Annotated in this window: 15 protein-coding genes; 8 read left to right on the forward strand and 7 right to left on the reverse strand. The window is 43.1% G+C overall.

The features are described 5' to 3' along the window. Nucleotides 1-25: 25 nt before the first annotated feature. Nucleotides 26-1,012, reverse strand: a complete 987-nt coding sequence (locus AACU33_RS27135; protein ID WP_096592568.1) for a vitamin K epoxide reductase family protein — start codon at nucleotides 1,010-1,012, stop codon at nucleotides 26-28. Nucleotides 1,013-1,130: 118 nt separating this feature from the next. Next, nucleotides 1,131-1,979 carry a photosystem I biogenesis protein BtpA gene (gene btpA / locus AACU33_RS27140; RefSeq protein WP_096592570.1) on the reverse strand — a complete coding sequence of 283 codons (849 nt, stop codon included), beginning with the start codon at nucleotides 1,977-1,979 and terminating at the stop codon, nucleotides 1,131-1,133. 667 nt (nucleotides 1,980-2,646) lie between these two features. On the opposite strand from btpA, the gene rimO reads away from it, so the two are divergent. Together rimO and AACU33_RS27150 are read left to right on the forward strand one after the other, a co-directional pair. Then, nucleotides 2,647-3,966 carry a 30S ribosomal protein S12 methylthiotransferase RimO gene (gene rimO, locus AACU33_RS27145; protein WP_096595409.1) on the forward strand — a complete coding sequence of 440 codons (1,320 nt, stop codon included), beginning with the start codon at nucleotides 2,647-2,649 and terminating at the stop codon, nucleotides 3,964-3,966. A gap of 79 nt (nucleotides 3,967-4,045) precedes the next feature. Further along, complete coding sequence (locus AACU33_RS27150) at nucleotides 4,046-5,584, forward strand: DEAD/DEAH box helicase (RefSeq protein ID WP_096592577.1); 1,539 nt, start codon at nucleotides 4,046-4,048, stop codon at nucleotides 5,582-5,584. A gap of 327 nt (nucleotides 5,585-5,911) precedes the next feature. Here the strand turns inward: AACU33_RS27150 and AACU33_RS27155 are convergent, their stop codons facing one another. Further along, nucleotides 5,912-6,859 (reverse strand): aldo/keto reductase, encoded by a 948-nt coding sequence (locus AACU33_RS27155; protein ID WP_096595410.1) that lies wholly within the window; start codon nucleotides 6,857-6,859, stop codon nucleotides 5,912-5,914. 207 nt (nucleotides 6,860-7,066) lie between these two features. On the opposite strand from AACU33_RS27155, the gene AACU33_RS27160 reads away from it, so the two are divergent. The 4 genes from AACU33_RS27160 (at nucleotide 7,067) to AACU33_RS27175 (ending at nucleotide 11,222) form a co-directional block, all read left to right on the forward strand. Then, on the forward strand, nucleotides 7,067-8,500 hold the full coding sequence (locus AACU33_RS27160; protein ID WP_096592580.1) for a BCD family MFS transporter: 1,434 nt from the start codon (nucleotides 7,067-7,069) through the stop codon (nucleotides 8,498-8,500). Nucleotides 8,501-8,589: 89 nt separating this feature from the next. Continuing rightward, entirely contained in the window at nucleotides 8,590-9,396 is an 807-nt protein-coding gene (locus AACU33_RS27165) for an inositol monophosphatase family protein (RefSeq protein ID WP_096592582.1), read from the forward strand. A gap of 151 nt (nucleotides 9,397-9,547) precedes the next feature. Further along, nucleotides 9,548-10,135: a hypothetical protein gene (locus AACU33_RS27170; RefSeq protein WP_096592584.1), complete on the forward strand. Its 588-nt coding sequence runs from the start codon at nucleotides 9,548-9,550 to the stop codon at nucleotides 10,133-10,135. Between the two features lie 133 nt (nucleotides 10,136-10,268). Further along, the gene (locus tag AACU33_RS27175; RefSeq protein WP_096592586.1) at nucleotides 10,269-11,222 is read left to right on the forward strand and encodes an MDR/zinc-dependent alcohol dehydrogenase-like family protein; all 954 of its coding nucleotides are present in this window, start codon (nucleotides 10,269-10,271) and stop codon (nucleotides 11,220-11,222) included. Between the two features lie 77 nt (nucleotides 11,223-11,299). On the opposite strand, the gene AACU33_RS27180 is transcribed toward AACU33_RS27175, so the two are convergent. The 4 genes from AACU33_RS27180 to petP form a co-directional block, all read right to left on the reverse strand. Beyond that, a complete protein-coding gene (locus tag AACU33_RS27180; protein WP_096592588.1) occupies nucleotides 11,300-11,587 on the reverse strand; it encodes a hypothetical protein in 288 nt (95 codons plus the stop codon). A gap of 91 nt (nucleotides 11,588-11,678) precedes the next feature. Continuing rightward, complete coding sequence (gene chlG, locus AACU33_RS27185; protein ID WP_096592591.1) at nucleotides 11,679-12,719, reverse strand: chlorophyll synthase ChlG; 1,041 nt, start codon at nucleotides 12,717-12,719, stop codon at nucleotides 11,679-11,681. A gap of 131 nt (nucleotides 12,720-12,850) precedes the next feature. Continuing rightward, the gene (locus AACU33_RS27190; protein WP_096592593.1) at nucleotides 12,851-13,951 is read right to left on the reverse strand and encodes a Get3/ArsA fold putative tail anchor-mediating ATPase NosAFP; all 1,101 of its coding nucleotides are present in this window, start codon (nucleotides 13,949-13,951) and stop codon (nucleotides 12,851-12,853) included. 71 nt (nucleotides 13,952-14,022) lie between these two features. Beyond that, nucleotides 14,023-14,217 (reverse strand): cytochrome b6f subunit PetP, encoded by a 195-nt coding sequence (petP, locus tag AACU33_RS27195; protein WP_096592596.1) that lies wholly within the window; start codon nucleotides 14,215-14,217, stop codon nucleotides 14,023-14,025. Between the two features lie 501 nt (nucleotides 14,218-14,718). On the opposite strand from petP, the gene AACU33_RS27200 reads away from it, so the two are divergent. Then, the gene (locus AACU33_RS27200) at nucleotides 14,719-15,525 is read left to right on the forward strand and encodes an ABC transporter permease (RefSeq protein WP_096592598.1); all 807 of its coding nucleotides are present in this window, start codon (nucleotides 14,719-14,721) and stop codon (nucleotides 15,523-15,525) included. Beyond that, nucleotides 15,526-16,263: an ABC transporter ATP-binding protein gene (locus tag AACU33_RS27205; RefSeq protein WP_096592600.1), complete on the forward strand. Its 738-nt coding sequence runs from the start codon at nucleotides 15,526-15,528 to the stop codon at nucleotides 16,261-16,263. Nucleotides 16,264-16,283: the final 20 nt, after the last annotated feature.

Raw genomic sequence — 16,283 nt, forward strand, 5'->3', positions numbered from 1 at the left:
CTAGCAAGTAACTTGCTGAAGTTCATTACTTGAAATATTTGAAGTTCCGAGAACCTGTATAATTAGAAACTTTAGCTAGTTCTTCTAAATTTTGAACTCCGCTATAGCTTTTCCCGTTAATTATCCAAGTGGGGAAACCTTCTATTTTGGCAGCTTTACACAGATCTGGTTGAGCCTTTAATCCATCAGGAGCGCACTCAACCTTAATATTATCGTTAATAATCTTGTAAGCTTCTTTACCAAATATCAACTTCTGTTCGTGGCAGTGTGGACACCAATAAGCAACATATTCCTTAGCACCTATTTTGACAAGATGATTTGCTAAGGCTATTTCCGCCTCCCCAGATGTAGTAGTGATTTCCCAACCAAATGCTGGGTTAGGATTTTCTTTAGGAGTAAAGCTGATTTGTACTGGTTTACCAGAAGTTGGTTCAGGTGTAGTGCTTAATTGATTGGCATTACTAAAGACTGCTAAAGTGCCAATCAAGGTAATCATCCCCACAATAATGGCAGTAAAGAAAATCTGCCCCACATCTTCCCAAGTACGTCCGATAATCGTCAGTACCAAAAGACTGACAGAGAAAAAAGCTGAGGCAATACAGTAAGGACAAACAGCTTTAATTTGCGTTGCCAACAAATACATTAAGTAGCCGCTAAAGATGGACATAGCGATCGCCCCTACTAAAAGCAGCCACCAAGTCAAGTTTTCTATTTGTTTGCGGTTATTGTTTTCCCCAGATTTTAATGCTAAGGGAGTCAAAGCAAATATCAGCATCCCGGTGTAAGCCAAAAACCCAAATAAAGCCAATGGCTGACCAAACACCGTTGCCCAAGGGCTGGAAAGTACATCGTTACAACCTCTGACACCAGCTTGTGCTACACAAGCTGCACTACCTCCGGTTAACTTTTCGATAGTGAGATAACCTGTTGTTAAGGCACCAAGCCCGGCGATCGCGGCAATCAATGGCCGCGACCATTTGTGAATCCAAGGAGTAGAACGGCGGCGAATCATAAACTGTGATTGGGAATGAGGAAGTGGGTATGGGAAATTGGGGATTGGGCATTGGGAATTGGAGATTGGGGATTAATCTCCTTGTCCTCCTTGTCTCCCACGCCCCATTCCCCATGCCCTATGATCGTATAGTTACCGAGGAAATTGATTTAGTTTCACCCTTAGAGTTCCAACTCCGACGTGCGGCTTCGACAAATTGACTGACACGAATTGGGTCAATTGGTTGCTCAATCCGACCGTGGCGTTTTAGGGAACTGGAAACAATTACACCATCTGCTGCCTGCATTAGTGTAGCTATATTTTCCCAATTAGCTCCACTGCCTATGAATACTGGCGTGCCATTGGCTGCGCCACAAGCCAGTTCCAAATCTTCTATGTTAGGCGGACTACCAGTAGCCCAGCCTGACAAAATTACTGCATCTGCTAATCCCCTTTCGATTGTATCTTTGACAGCAACCGTGAGATTGGGGGAACTTAAAGGGCGAGCGTGCTTGACCAAAACATCGGCAAGAATTTTCACATCAGTGCCTAATTCCCGCCGATAGCGGAGTAATTGATGGGCTTCTCCCTCAATCAATCCTTGATCGGTTGCCATTACTCCTGTGAGGACGTTGACGCGAATAAATTGCGCCCGCACGCAACTGGCGATCGCCATTGCACTTTTGGCATCATTCCGCAAAACATTCAAACCTACAGGCAATGTCACCATATTCTGTATTCGTTGCACGATCACAGTCATGGCACTCACAACCGCTGGATCGACCTGGTTTTTGGTAAACGGCGCATCGAAAAAATTTTCTACAATGATCCCGTCTACTCCACCACTTGCCAGGGCTGTTGCTTCTTGTTCGGCGCGGTCAATTACTGTCTTCAGGTTGCCTCCCCAGCGGGGTGAGGTTGGCAGTGGTAATAGGTGAACCACTCCAATAATCGGTGTTCGAGTTTTAAATAGCTGATCTAAGTCCACGTCTTTAATCCGCTTCGCGGAGTCCACAGTCCATTAGTCTAGAGTCTAGAATTGTTTGACAATAACTAATGGACCAATGATTAAATGTTTAATTGATTTTATGTTGGTCGGTTTTCCGCCTCCCCCTTAAGATGGAAATTGGCGTCAAAGCTTCCATAAGATATGTTAAGATAAAACTTGACTACAAAGAGGAGTTTGCCACTCACAAGACGCGAGGCAGCTTCCCAAGATTTTAGGTTTCTCACCTGCGCAACTTCGTAGGCAAAACCCGATCTGAAGGGTAGCATTACTGCTAGATTAGGCATAGTCGCGAGCGCGATTTCCCTGAGGGTAGCGACTTCTCACAACCAGCCCTTTGGGCGGCTTCCCGATGGGTAAATTAACAACGCACACGCTCTCGGTAATGTAAAATACCAACAGGCGAATTGTTAAAAAATATAAAAAGTGTCAAATGTACCCAAGACACTCCATTTTACCCTGGGAAAACGGATTAATAAAAGCATCATAGCATGACCTGAACCTGATTAAGGTCATAGGTTTGCGGACAGCGACGGGCAATGCTACTCTTCCACTTGAGTACTGTCCGCGTATGGGTGCAGATAAAACAGAGCCAATTCAGCGCTGTTTGTGTTTGAAGAAAAGAAAAAACGGAAAATTTTGGCAAAATATGGGTGACAAGCCAACGATTGCAATTTCTCACCTGGGCTGCGAGAAAAACCGAATTGATACAGAGCATATGCTAGGACTGCTTGTAAAAGCAGGCTATGGCGTAGATAGTAATGAAGAGTTAGCAGATTACGTTATTGTCAATACCTGTAGTTTTATTGAAGCAGCCAGAGAAGAATCTGTTAAAACTTTGGTAGAGTTGGCAGAGGCTAATAAAAAAATCGTGATCGCTGGCTGTATGGCGCAGCACTTCCAAGAGCAATTATTGGCAGAGTTGCCCGAAGCAGTGGCCGTAGTAGGTACAGGTGATTATCACAAAATTGTAAATGTAATTGAGCGGGTAGAACAAGGAGAACGGGTCAAGCAGGTTAGTATTGAACCAACCTATATTGCCGATGAAACTACACCGCGCTACCGCACTACAACCGAAGGCGTAGCTTATCTGCGGGTGGCCGAAGGATGTGATTATCGTTGTGCGTTTTGTATTATTCCTCATCTGCGAGGAAACCAGCGATCGCGTACTATTGAATCGATTGTCACTGAAGCCAAGCAGTTAGCAACTCAAGGGGTACAAGAAATTATTCTGATTTCCCAAATCACCACTAATTATGGTTTGGATATTTACGGTAAGCCAAAGCTAGGCGAATTACTCCGCGCTTTGGGAGAAGTAGATGTACCGTGGATCAGGATGCACTACGCTTATCCCACCGGACTGACAGATGATGTGATAGCAGCTATTCAAGAAATACCCAATGTCCTTCCCTATTTAGATTTGCCTTTACAACATTCTCATCCGGAAATTCTCCGCGCCATGAACCGTCCCTGGCAAGGACGGGTAAATGATGGAATTATTGAGCGCATCAAGATGGCGCTACCATCGGCGGTGCTGAGAACAACATTTATTGTTGGTTTTCCTGGAGAGACCGATGAGCATTTTGAACATCTACTACAGTTTGTTCGGCGGCACGAATTCGATCATGTGGGCGCGTTCACCTTTTCCCCGGAAGAGGAAACTCCAGCCTACAAGTTACCAAATCAGTTGCCTCAAGAATTAATGGATGAGCGCCGGAACCGCCTCATGGAACTCCAACAACCAATTGCTTGGCAAAAAAATCAACAGGAAGTCGGCAAAATTGTTGATGTCCTGATCGAGCAAGAAAATCCTGAAACTGGAGAATTAATTGGTCGTTCGGCGAGATTTGCCCCAGAAATTGATGGGCAGGTCTATGTGGCTGGCAAGGCAAAATTAGGAACAATCGTGCCAGTAGAAATCCAAAGTGCTGATACGTATGACCTCTACGGTCAAATTGTCAATAACTAATTTGTCAAAAGTTCAGTTGGCTAATAGCCAAAGACTAATGACTAAATCCAAAAATCCAAAATACCATCTAGGAGAGTTAATGAATCTTTCGTTTCAAGAACTAGGCATTTCACAAGAACGTGTTGAGCATCTGGAAAAAATTGGTTTCACTACACCAACTAATATTCAAAGCCAAGCAATTCCCCAACTGCTAGCAGGTCGTGATGTAGTCGGTCAATCCCAAACCGGAACTGGGAAAACCGCAGCCTTTTCTTTACCAATTCTAGAACGGCTAGATATTAGTCAAAGAGCCGTGCAAGCACTGGTTTTGACTCCTACCCGTGAGTTAGCCATGCAAGTTCATGATGCTATTACCCAATTTATCGGCGACAGCGGATTACGGGTGTTAGCAATTTACGGCGGTCAATCAATCGATCGCCAAATTTTACAACTTAGACGCGGCGTACATATAGTTGTGGGTACGCCAGGACGAGTAATTGACTTGCTAGATAGAGGTAGTCTCAAACTCGATCAAGTTAAATGGTTTGTCTTGGATGAAGCCGATGAAATGTTAAGCATGGGCTTTATCGATGATGTGATCAAAATTCTTTCCCAAGCACCCGAAGATCGGCAAACAGCTTTATTCTCTGCTACCATGCCGCTATCAATTCGGCAATTGGTGAATAAGTTTTTGCGATCGCCTGTGACTGTCACCGTCGAACAGCCAAAAGCTGCGCCGACAAAAATTAATCAGGTAGCTTATCTCATTCCCCGCCACTGGACAAAAGCCAAAGCGCTACAACCAATTCTGGAAATGGAAGATCCAGAATCAGCTTTGATATTTGTCCGTACCAGACGTACTGCTGCTGAACTCACCAGCCAACTGCAAGCAGCCGGACATAGTGTTGATGAATATCACGGTGACTTATCGCAACAAGCCAGAGAACGCTTGTTAAGCCGCTTCCGCAATCGTCAGGTGCGCTGGGTAGTAGCCACTGATATTGCTGCACGAGGATTAGATGTAGATCAACTATCACACGTGATCAACTACGACTTACCTGATAGCGTAGAAACCTACGTCCACCGCATTGGTCGTACTGGTCGGGCTGGTAAGGAAGGAACGGCAATTTCACTAGTCCAACCATTTGAGCGCCGCAAGCAGCAGATATTTGAACGTCATAACCGCCAAAGTTGGCAATTGCTCTCAATTCCCACCAGGGCACAAATTGAAGCTCGGCACATCAATAAATTGCAAGAGCAAGTGAGAGAAGCTTTAGCAGGCGAACGTTTAGCTTCATTTTTACCGATAGTCAGCGAACTGACCGAAAAATATGATGCTCAAGCGATCGCAGCTGCAGCACTGCAAATCGCTTACGATCAAACTCGTCCCGCTTGGTTAAGTTCAGACATTGAAATTCCCCAAGAGGAAAATGTCCCCACTCCCAAACCCAAACTCGTTAAGCGTCGTGATGCTGGAGAACGTACCCGTTCTTCTTGGAGCAAATCAGACAACAACATTGGGGATGAGGAAAGACGCGGTACTCCTAAGCCAAAATTGCGCACAGGTCGTCGTGATGCTTCCATTGCGCCTGTTAATCACAAGCTAGGTTCATCTTCAGCTAGAGAATCTGCTTCCTAAGACAAGAACAGCCAGTTATGTGCGGGGGCTAACCCCGTTGAGGAAACTGGCATTCACGAGTCAAGAGTCAAGAGTTAGAATTTAACTGAAGTCAGCACAGCAGTTACTCCTCTTGGGTGCAACCCTGCGTATCCGTCACTGCTTCAAACAGTTCTCTAATATCACCCCTCACTGGGTGGTCTGTACTTCACAGTTTTGACTTTTGACTTTGGACTTTTTGCCAGAAAACGATCGAGATCGATTCTCTGTAGTCTCATGAAAAATATTCTTAAGTTGGAGTTGGGGATCTAAACCTCAACTCCAACTACATTATTTGCAACAAAAATCTTACAACCAAGGGCGACTAACTTGTTCTAACTCGCTAATTTCATCATCGCTTAATCTCCAGCCCAAAGCGCCAGCATTTTGTTTGACTTGTTGAGCAGTTTTCACCCCAGCAATCGGAATGACGTTACCTTGAGCAATTAACCAATTAAGAGCAACTTGGGCAGGAGTGCGATCGTATTTCTCGCCAAATTGCTGTAGCAAAGATATTACGGGTGTAATTTTTTGTAGCCCTTCTTTACTAAATCTTGGGTCTAGTTTTCTCGCACCAGTGGGAGTTTCGCTACTATTAGCCGTGTATTTACCTGTAAGTAATCCCTGAGCTAAAGGGCTATATGCCAAAATTGTTACACCTAAATCACGAGCCGTAGACAGAATGCCTTGGCTTTCAATTTGGCGAGATAGCAAAGAGTAGCGTACCTGGTTTACTGCCAAAGGTACTCCCCTAGCCGCCAAAATTTGCTGCGCTTCTCGCATCTGTGCTGCTGAGTAATTACTGACACCTATTGCGCCAATTCTACCCCGCTGCACTTCATCTGCTAGAGCATTCATCAGTGTTTCTTGGCTCAAAAAGAAGGTAAAAGGCCAATGGACTTGATATAGATCAATTCGCTCTAATTGTAAACGCTTGAGACTTTCTGTTAAAGCATCGGCAACTGATTGACCTGTAAAGCGCCAAGGTAGAGGCCCAAATTTTGTCGCAATTTGCACAGGTTGTTGAGTTTGCTGTAAAAATTGCCCCAGAAGAGTTTCGCTGGTTCCCAGTCCGTAAACTTCTGCTGTATCAAAGAAAGTAACACCAGCCTCTAGTGCGGCTGTGAAGGCTTCTTTTACCTGTTCTGGGCCGTAGCCATCGCCATAATTCCAAAATAGTTTATCACCCCATGCCCAAGTTCCTAGACAAAGGGGTGTAACAACTGGGCCATTTTTCCCCAAAGTGACGGTTTCCACGTTTGTAAACATTGAGTTTGTTACATTTATTTACATTTCTAGTGTATCGTCACACACCTGGCGGGTAATCAATCGGGGGGTAGGGGATGAAGTGCGAGAAACAAATGAACAAGGAGAAATACCCAATATTTGACAAAAATAGGGAATCGCCAGGGTTTATCTTGAGTTAATAGGAAAATAAAATTCCAGATAAATAATAAAGTAGCTATGGCAAGCAGTGAAGCATTTGATTCCGCAAGTAACTCCTCAGCTGTGCCAAGGGTCAATCTGCTGACCATGTTTAGGCTAGGCTTATTTCAAATGGGGTTGAGTATGATGTCTATCTTGACTCTGGGGGTACTTAACAGAGTCATGATTCAGGAAATAGCAATTCCAGCAACCTTAGTGTCATTAGTGCTGGCGCTACCAGCATTTGTTGCGCCTTCGCGTATTTGGTTTGGTCAAATATCAGATGCCAAGCCCATGTGGGGTTATCATCGGACAGCTTATGTTTGGGTAGGAGCAGCAATATTTGCGATCGCATCCTTTTTATCTGTACAAATAATGTGGCAGCTAGATTTAGCCGCCCAGAAGACAGGTGCTTGGGTATGGACAACGCAAACAATCGGCTGGACTGCGCTTCTATCTTTAGTTTTTGCTATCTACGGTTTAGCCCTTTGTGCCAGTGGTACCGCTTTTGCTGCTTTGTTGGTGGATGTATCGGAAGAAGATAACCGTTCCAAAGTCGTTGGTGTTGTCTGGTCGATGCTGATGGTAGGGATTATTGTTGGGGCGATTATTAGCTCTAGCTTACTCAAGCAATTAACGCCAGGAGCCAATCTAGAAACTTTGCAGGCCGCAGTCAATAGACTATTTATGATTGTGCCAGCTATTGTATTCGGACTAGCGATCGCCGCGACTTTAGGTGTAGAAAAAAAATATTCCCTATACACAAAACGTTCTCAAGTAGTTAATCGCGAAGACAGCATTACCTTATCGAAAGCATGGGAAATTCTCACAGCTAGTCCGCAAACAGGCTTGTTTTTCACATTTTTATTTGTGATGACCATCAGCTTGTTTATGCAAGATCCAATTGTGGAACCCTATGCAGGTCAAGTTTTTAAGATGCCTTTAGCTGAAAGCACCAAGCTAAATGTTTTTTATGGCACAGGTCTTCTGATTGCCTACGCAGTCAGTGGCTTTGCGATTGTGCCCCGCTTAGGTAAGCGCAGAACTGCACGCTTGGGCTGCATTTTAGTAGCATTTGCTTCCTTACTTCTAGGAATATCAGGATTTTCCGCTAATCCAGCCTTTCTCAAACTTGGTTTAGTTTTGTTTGGTTTAGCTACAGGTGTCTTAACTACAGCCGCAGTTAGCTTAATGCTAGATTTGACCGCTGCGGAAGCCGCAGGTACATTTATTGGTGCATGGGGACTAGCACAATCTATCTCTAGAGGTTTGGCTGTCGTCATTGGTGGTGCTGTCTTAGATACAGGTAAAAAGCTACTACCTAGCCTAGAATTAGCCTATGGACTAGTATTTGTCTTAGAAGCTATAGGAATATTGGTATCAATTTGGTTCCTTAACCGCGTCAACGTTACAGAATTTCAAACTAATACCAAACAAGCGATCGCTTCTGTCTTAGAAAGCGATCTAGACTAAGTAATATTTGATGTATGGGTAATAGGGGCTAGAAGTTACAAGTTCCATCCCCACTCCCAACTCTCTATTCCCTACTCCCTAGTAATCAAATGAATGACTTTTGGACGACAATTCTCGATTTTGCCCAAACAACCACTACCAGAGTGGGTAAGCAACTAATGCAGGATTTTGGCCAAGTGCAGGCTTTACAAAAAGCTGATGGCAGCTTGGTAACTCAAGCTGATAAATGGGCAGACCAAACACTACGAGATGCGATCGCTTCTACTTTCCCTGGTTATGGCATTTTAAGCGAAGAGGCGGATCGGATTTTTCCTGGTACAGAATGGTGCTGGGTAATTGACCCTTTGGATGGTACAACTAACTTTACACGGGGCATTCCTATCTGGTCGATTTCTTTAGGATTACTGTATCAAGGAACACCAGTTTTTGGGTTTGTCTACGCGCCACCACTTAACCAAACATTTCATGGATTTTGGGCAGGTTCTTCTGGATTAGCAACACCCACTGGGGCTTTTCTGAACCATCATCCGATCCACACCAGTCCTGATGCTCCTAGCAATAATCACTTTTTTAATCTCTGTTCCCGCAGTACGGCGGCTGTACAACCAGACTTTCCCTGTAAAATTCGGATGCTAGGTGTAGCTAGCTATAACTTCCTAACAGTCGCAACCGGGGCTACCTTGGGTGGTATTGAAGCGACACCCAAAGTTTGGGATTTGGCAGGCGCTTGGGTAATTGTCCAAGCGGCTGGCGGTACTTGGTTATCTCTAAAATCTGAGCCATTTCCTTTAGTAGCAGGAGAAGATTATAGCGATCGCTCTTTTCCTACCCTTGTAGTTAGCCGTTCCGAATTGGTTCCAGTGTTTACACCGTTTTTAGAACGTGTAAAAATTTAAACAAATCAAAAAAATGTAATAAAATATACACATGAAACCCATGTCTAACAAGGGTTTCATTATGTTGAAAGTTGAGTTAATTATTTACAGCTAATTTATACTATGTTGGCACCCCATCATGTCGCAGTGGGGCACTGAGTATAAAATAGCTATGTTGTCCAATTTAGATTTGATGCGAGTTTTTGTTTATAGCTCCATCCAGAAACAAGAAGTGTTACTGTCAAACCCTTTTTTGACGGCGCAAACAGTATATAAAAGTAATCAAGTAATTGCCAAAATCGAAGGTGTCATTGCTACTTCAGAACTCTCTCATGCACCATCAGTATTCTCTGTGAATGCAACTTCATCTTACTGGGACGTCATGAATGAAGTATTAGCAGACTATAGCTACCTTCTCACAGGTGAAATCGATCGTCGGGGTTTCTATGAATATCGTTACTGCCAAGTACCGAACGGATATAAGATGCATAGCACCAAATCGGTTTACTTATGGCGTGCTTGGTGGAAATATCGTAAATATGCTTTACAATTAGGGATTCCCTTGGAGCTACTGATTCGCACGCGAAATGCATGGTATCCCATCAGAGATTTAACTATTAGTGACGGACTTCTCTATATTAAAACGCTAGGGAATGAGATAGCAGTACACGCAGATGACCTAGTAACATGGTTAAGCAAAACTCAGCCAGATTCCAAAAATACAACTCCCATTGCCATTGCTGAGACAAATATCGAGTAATTCTCTAGTTAGTTATTAATGTGTAATATTATATACCAATATTTTATGCTAACTCAAAAGTAAAATTATAGTTTTTACTGCTTTGTAGTGAGAGCGCTATTCCTCTGGAATCGTATTGTTTCGTCAAAGACTCATGAAAGGACTCTGGCTCGAAAACAACCAATTACAATTACGCACAGATATACCAACTCCAGAGCCGCCGCTAGGAGAAGCTCTTGTGCGTGTTTTGCGTGCTGGTATTTGTAATACTGACTTAGAACTGCTAAAAGGCTACTATCCCTACACTGGTATTTTAGGGCATGAGTTTGTTGGTGTTGTGGAACAAGGGCCAGATAACCTATTTAACCAGCGGGTAGTGGGAGAAATTAATGCAGTTTGTGGATATTGTCGATTTTGCCGTAACAATCAATCTACACACTGTGAAAACCGTACCGTTCTTGGTATAGTTAATCGCCACGGAGCCTTTGCTGAATATCTCTGTTTGCCAATAGAGAACTTACATCCCGTACCCGAAAATGTACCAACAGAAGTAGCAACATTTACCGAACCGTTAGCAGCAGCACTAGAAATTCAGCAACAAGTAGAGTTAGGTGCTAACGATCGCGTAGTTGTTGTTGGAGATGGGAAACTAGGACAACTAGTAGCACAAACAATAGCGCTCACAGGTTGCGAACTTTTGGTGGTGGGACGTCATGCAGATAAACTTGCTAACCTAGAAGCACGTGGTATTCAAACGGGTTTAGCCAATGCTGTCACAGATAGATATTTCGATATCTCAGTAGAGTGTACTGGTAATCCCGAAGGATTTGCGATCGCCCATCGCGCCCTCCGTCCTAGAGGTACGTTGGTGCTTAAAAGTACTTATGCAGGCAATCTCAGTCTAGATGCTTCATCTTTGGTGGTAGATGAAATCACTCTTATTGGTTCCCGTTGTGGCCCTTTTGCACCTGCACTCGAATTGCTTGCAGCAGGAAAAGTGGACGTAGAACCACTAATTCACGCACGCTATCACCTCAGCGATGGTCTTGCAGCTTTTCAATATGCCCAGAGTCGAGGTGTTTTAAAAGTTTTATTAGAAATTAGTTAATAGTTATTAGTCAAAAGTCCACAGTCAATAGTCATTTGTCTGCGCTGCTTCCTCTGCTAGCTCATCCCCCGATCTGTTTAATAAAGCATGGGGTTTGTTTTGGGTTGATAATCAGAACAATTAATAGCTTCTTCTGTATTTGCTAGGGAAGGATGTACAGTACATTTCAGGCGGTAATCGGCGGTAAAAAATTGGCAACCAGTACAGGGAATTTGATGCATATGCTTGGCTTTGCTAACACTATCTCTCGCTGCTGACCATAAACTCCAAGCACAGAGAATGATTACAGACCAAGCTGTGACAAAGCAAATAGGTACTAAGAAAAATTGAATTCCATGAATCAGGGAAGATATAAGTTCTAACATGGCAATTTCTGATAATAGTTAAAAATGAGGAGCTAGAAGTAATACTAACTCCTAACCCCCTACTGTTAACTTCTAGCTCAGGAAATATAACCTAAATCCCAGCATGACCCAGCGCTAAACCAGTCACAAGCATTCCTAAAACTAGAAATGGTTGGGCGCTGGCTTGATACTTCACATCGTTCTTTAAAGGGTCGCGCAGGAAATACATATCTTGAAAAGTAATTTGCGGCAGGATTAATAATACGAGAATTGCTGCGTACAAATTCTCATGGATACTAACTAGATAGGCAGCAATTAATCCTTGAAATAAATCGATCGTTACTACACATATCCAGGCCGCAGTGGTGACACCAAACATGACAGGTAGCGATTGTAATCCGAGTTGGCGATCGCCTTCTACACTCTTAAAGTCATTGACAATGGCAATACCTAATCCCGCCAAGCTGTAAATTAGGGTGAGAACAATAATTTTCCAATTCAGGTCGCCAAATAAAGCATGACCTGCCCACCAAGGTAAAGCAATATAGCTTGCTCCTAAGGCATAATTTCCTAACCAACCGTTTTGCTTCAGTTTCAGCGGTGGTGCGGAATATATGTAGGCAATAAAAGTCCCAAAAATAGCCAGTACTGTGACATTGGGGAAGTCATGTCCAGCCCATAAATCTAGCACAAAAGCTAAACCAATACCTGACAACAGCAATACAACTATTTGCGTCACTACTTGAGGTATTGAAATGGCTCCTGAAGGAATAGGACGGTAAGGTTCATTGATCGCATCAATTTCGCGATCGTAGAAGTCATTGATCGTTTGAGTGTAACCCGTCAGCAGCGGCCCCGAAAGCAACATACAAGCTGCTGCCTTCAGCACATTTTCTAATGTCCAAGTATAGTTTCCAGAAGAAGCCGCACCGCAAACTACGCCCCAAATCAGGGGAATCCAAGTGATCGGCTTCATCAGTTGCAACCGGATTTTCCAAATGGAGCTTTCTCCTGGTGCTGCACCTTTCATCCCCAGCAACTGCCTAGTTTTCGCACTGCGATCGGCAACTGCTGTGATTTCTTCGCTGGTATTAACCGCGTTTAGTGCTTCCTCTGGGTTGGAATTGGGGGTAATGGGAGTTGAATCAGACATAAGAAATACTTATGAATTGAGCATCGGGCATTGGGGATTGGGTGTGGGGCATTGGAAACAATTTTGGATTGGATGTCAATCTAAAATTCCTAATCCCTAGCCCCTATTCCCTAGTCTCCCTTACCTAGAATTTAAAACGAAATTATCAAATAACTATTCTGAAACTTCGCTCCAGTAATGGGTTTGCCACTCAAAGACGGAGGTAGGGAAATATTACGCCGTTGATCTCCAGCTTCGACTGTCACTTCTGGCCCGTACTGGGTGAGTTTGACTTGCTTTTTGTCAAATCCAGGCAGGAATAAGCGTACCTGACGGTTGTGGGTATCTATTTCAATGGGTTTGGGAGCTTGTAATGCTTGCTGTGCAAAGTTGGGTAAAGCATCCATAAGCGATCGCCAATCACCACTTGGTGCATCCGGAACTACACTCACAGGTAAAGGAATAAATTCCTCTGCGAGACTGTGGTGAGACTGAGAAGAGACGAGGATAACGCCGCCTACTGTAATACCGACTTGCTGTGCGCTACCCCACAAATAACGGGTACTTGCTACCTCAATTGGTTCTGGAGTAGTTACCAAAAAGGCAGCAACGCGCTGAGGATCGGCCAGGGCAGCTTTACCCTTTTCTAGAAAATTATTAACTTGATTAGTAGGTTGAGCGAAGTTATCTGCTGTCCAATTGAAGTTGAACAAAGTGCTAATCAGCGGTTGAATCAAGGGCGATTCTGCAATTGTTCTCCCCAAATCGGAGTTCACAAATAATTGCCGAAAGCGCCGCATATACCAACTTAGAGACTCTGGCAATCCCAGCATCCGCAAGGTAGAAGCTTCACCTGTGCCATCGTAGACGATCGCATCATATTTGCCGCTGGCATCATATTCACGGATTGCATTGAGAGCAAGGGCGTTGTCCATCCCTGGTAATACCACCAATTCTTCACCATAAACGTCTTTCACGATTGGCGTGCGGAGGTATTGCGCTTCCAGTTTTTTGACTTCATCCCAGTTACGCTCTAGTAGTACAGAAGCTTGAAACTGTACTACTTGTAAATTAGGGGCGATTTCTTGCGGATCGGAAGTCAGAGTCGTTTCTAGCAGGAGAGGTAATGCTGGTTCAGCATGTCCTGCTAGAAGTACGCGCTTGCCTTGACTAGCTAATAGCTTGGCGGCGGCGATCGCAATTTTGGTACGAGCAATGCCGCCTTTGCCCAAAAATGTCAATATTAGGGTCATTACTTGATTTCCAGTTACCGCCGATGTTGTCAATTCCAACTTAGCACTCGGCAAATCTTCTCAGCTTCCGCCTACTGTACGAGTTTAAGTTCATCTTCAAAAAACCAAGTGGAGAATTTATCATCAAATTGCACCACTACACCAACACCGCTACCATCTGTCATTTTGTAGCCGAGAATGGTGCCAACTTGTCCTAATCTTTTGACAACAGGGGGAGATACGCGATCGCGCAAACGATAAACCTTAACCTTCTGTCCGATTTCCATGCCTAGATACAATTGCAATAAACCAAGTCTAAGTTTAGCTGAATCCGTGACTTACCTGTAATAGATTTGCGCTCGGGGGAACAAACAATTCAAAATTCACAAGACAACAGGTTTATGATTGCTAGGTAGCAACCCAAGCAGAAGCGGCAGAGAGATGGGCAGACTTTGTGCGCTCGCTAGGAATTGATTCTGATATTTTGAAGTGAGACAAACTTAAGGCTTAGACTCTTAGATATTTAGACTTGATGAACTTAGCTAAAAGCCAAAAAATATTATTGACTTTTCATGGTAAATAGAGTAGATAACACAGATTACCTATTTGTAGCTACAGAGCGTTAGGAACTAATTGATAACTCAACTAGTCTTGCATGAAGAGTAAAGTATGCTTATGAGTTTAAAATATTAAGATCAACCTTTAGCTTGACATATATGCGAAAATTGCGCTCCGATAAGATAGAATTCGCGGTTAACCTGCCTAGTAATATGTAGTGGTGTTCGGGGATGAACTTTTCGCTTAAAGGTAATATAACTTGGTTCCAAGTACAGCGATACGGGGAATTGTTACAGGTTTTAGTAGCCAGAACCTTAAAGGTGCGCTATCGTGGTTCCTTTTTGGGAGTTTATTGGTCACTGTTAAACCCTTTAATTATGACAGGGTTGTATACTGCGATTTTTGGTGCGACGTTTGCGTCCTATTATGGTAATTCATTAATCAACTATGTATTAGCAGCATTCACAGGGCTGGTTGTAATCAATTTTTTCTCAGCATCGACTACCCAGGCCTTAACTAGTGTAGTTGGCAATGGCTCACTTTTGAATAAAATTCATCTGCCAATCAGCATTTTTCCGGTATCGATGATTGCAGCCAATGTTTTTCAGTTCTCAGTGGGAACTTTTCCATTACTGGTAGTGATTACTTTAGTTAAGTCTCAAAGTGTAATAAATGTTTTAGCCCTGTGCTTTCCATTTTTAGCACTAGTTTTAGTTTGTTCAGGAGTGGGCTTCTTAGTAAGCGCTTTGTACGTATTTTTTAGAGATTTACCCTATTTTTATGAGTTAGTTGTGTTTGTAACGTGGGTCAGTAGCCCTGTATTTTATCCAGCAGCTATTGTTCCACCGCAGGTAAAGCAATTTTTAGGATTAAATCCATTATCGCCAATTATCGAAAGTTTACGTCAGATTACTTTATCAGGAAGTTCACCAGACTTAAGTTTAATCTCTTATTCATTATTGAGTGGCATAATTATTTTGTCACTAGGATGGACTTGTTTTCACTTGTGGCGACATCACTTTATGGATTTGCTGTAAATGGAAGTAATTCGTCTCGATCGAGTCTCGCTTTGGCGACGAACACAAGAAGAGTTTTCTTACGATCTTAAGAAAACTTTGTTGTCTATTGTTGAAGGTAAATTTCGCAGGTCGGCAAAGAAATTAGTACTAGATGACCTGAATTTAGTAGTAAACTCGGGTGAAAAATTAGGTATTATTGGAGCTAATGGTTCAGGGAAGTCAACACTGCTTAAGGTAATTTGTAGGATTTTACAACCGACACATGGCGTTGTAAGAGTGCGTGGAAAAATTGCGCCTCTGATAGAGCTGGGAGCAGGGTTTGATTCGGAGATTTCTGTGATAGATAATATTATCCTTTATGGTGTATTGCTGGGATATTCTCGAGCAGAAATGCGAGAAAGAACGCTTTCAATATTAGAGTTTGCAGAATTAGAAGATTATGCATTAGTACCAGTGAAAGGATTATCTTCAGGTATGATAGCGCGATTAGGATTTGCGATCGCTACTGATGTACAACCGGATATCTTGATATTAGACGAAGTACTATCGGTAGGGGATGAAAGTTTTAGAAATAAGTGTAAGCAAAGAATTGATAATTTTTGGAATGGAAATGCAACAGTGCTTGTAGTGTCACACGAGTTAGAATTTCTGAGAAAATATTGCAACCGTTTAGTTTGGTTGGATAAAGGAAGAGTCAAATTTATCGGTAATCCTGAAGAAGCAGTCCAACATTATTTAAATACAGTAAATAAATAAGTATATAGGAACCAATCAAG

Source organism: Calothrix sp. NIES-2098 (assembly GCF_963875125.1).
GTDB lineage: Bacteria > Cyanobacteriota > Cyanobacteriia > Cyanobacteriales > Nostocaceae > Aulosira.

What these genes read in the sequence shown, in the direction of transcription:
- AACU33_RS27135 (WP_096592568.1), bottom strand. Translation starts at nt 1,012, where the DNA reads ATGATTCGCCGCCGTTCTACTCCTTGGATTCACAAATGGTCGCGGCCA.
- rimO (WP_096595409.1), top strand. Translation starts at nt 2,647, where the DNA reads ATGGGTGACAAGCCAACGATTGCAATTTCTCACCTGGGCTGCGAGAAA.
- AACU33_RS27150 (WP_096592577.1), top strand. Translation starts at nt 4,046, where the DNA reads ATGAATCTTTCGTTTCAAGAACTAGGCATTTCACAAGAACGTGTTGAG.
- AACU33_RS27160 (WP_096592580.1), top strand. Translation starts at nt 7,067, where the DNA reads ATGGCAAGCAGTGAAGCATTTGATTCCGCAAGTAACTCCTCAGCTGTG.
- AACU33_RS27165 (WP_096592582.1), top strand. Translation starts at nt 8,590, where the DNA reads ATGAATGACTTTTGGACGACAATTCTCGATTTTGCCCAAACAACCACT.
- AACU33_RS27170 (WP_096592584.1), top strand. Translation starts at nt 9,548, where the DNA reads ATGTTGTCCAATTTAGATTTGATGCGAGTTTTTGTTTATAGCTCCATC.
- AACU33_RS27175 (WP_096592586.1), top strand. Translation starts at nt 10,269, where the DNA reads ATGAAAGGACTCTGGCTCGAAAACAACCAATTACAATTACGCACAGAT.
- AACU33_RS27180 (WP_096592588.1), bottom strand. Translation starts at nt 11,587, where the DNA reads ATGTTAGAACTTATATCTTCCCTGATTCATGGAATTCAATTTTTCTTA.
- chlG (WP_096592591.1), bottom strand. Translation starts at nt 12,719, where the DNA reads ATGTCTGATTCAACTCCCATTACCCCCAATTCCAACCCAGAGGAAGCA.
- AACU33_RS27190 (WP_096592593.1), bottom strand. Translation starts at nt 13,951, where the DNA reads ATGACCCTAATATTGACATTTTTGGGCAAAGGCGGCATTGCTCGTACC.
- petP (WP_096592596.1), bottom strand. Translation starts at nt 14,217, where the DNA reads ATGGAAATCGGACAGAAGGTTAAGGTTTATCGTTTGCGCGATCGCGTA.
- AACU33_RS27200 (WP_096592598.1), top strand. Translation starts at nt 14,719, where the DNA reads ATGAACTTTTCGCTTAAAGGTAATATAACTTGGTTCCAAGTACAGCGA.
- AACU33_RS27205 (WP_096592600.1), top strand. Translation starts at nt 15,526, where the DNA reads ATGGAAGTAATTCGTCTCGATCGAGTCTCGCTTTGGCGACGAACACAA.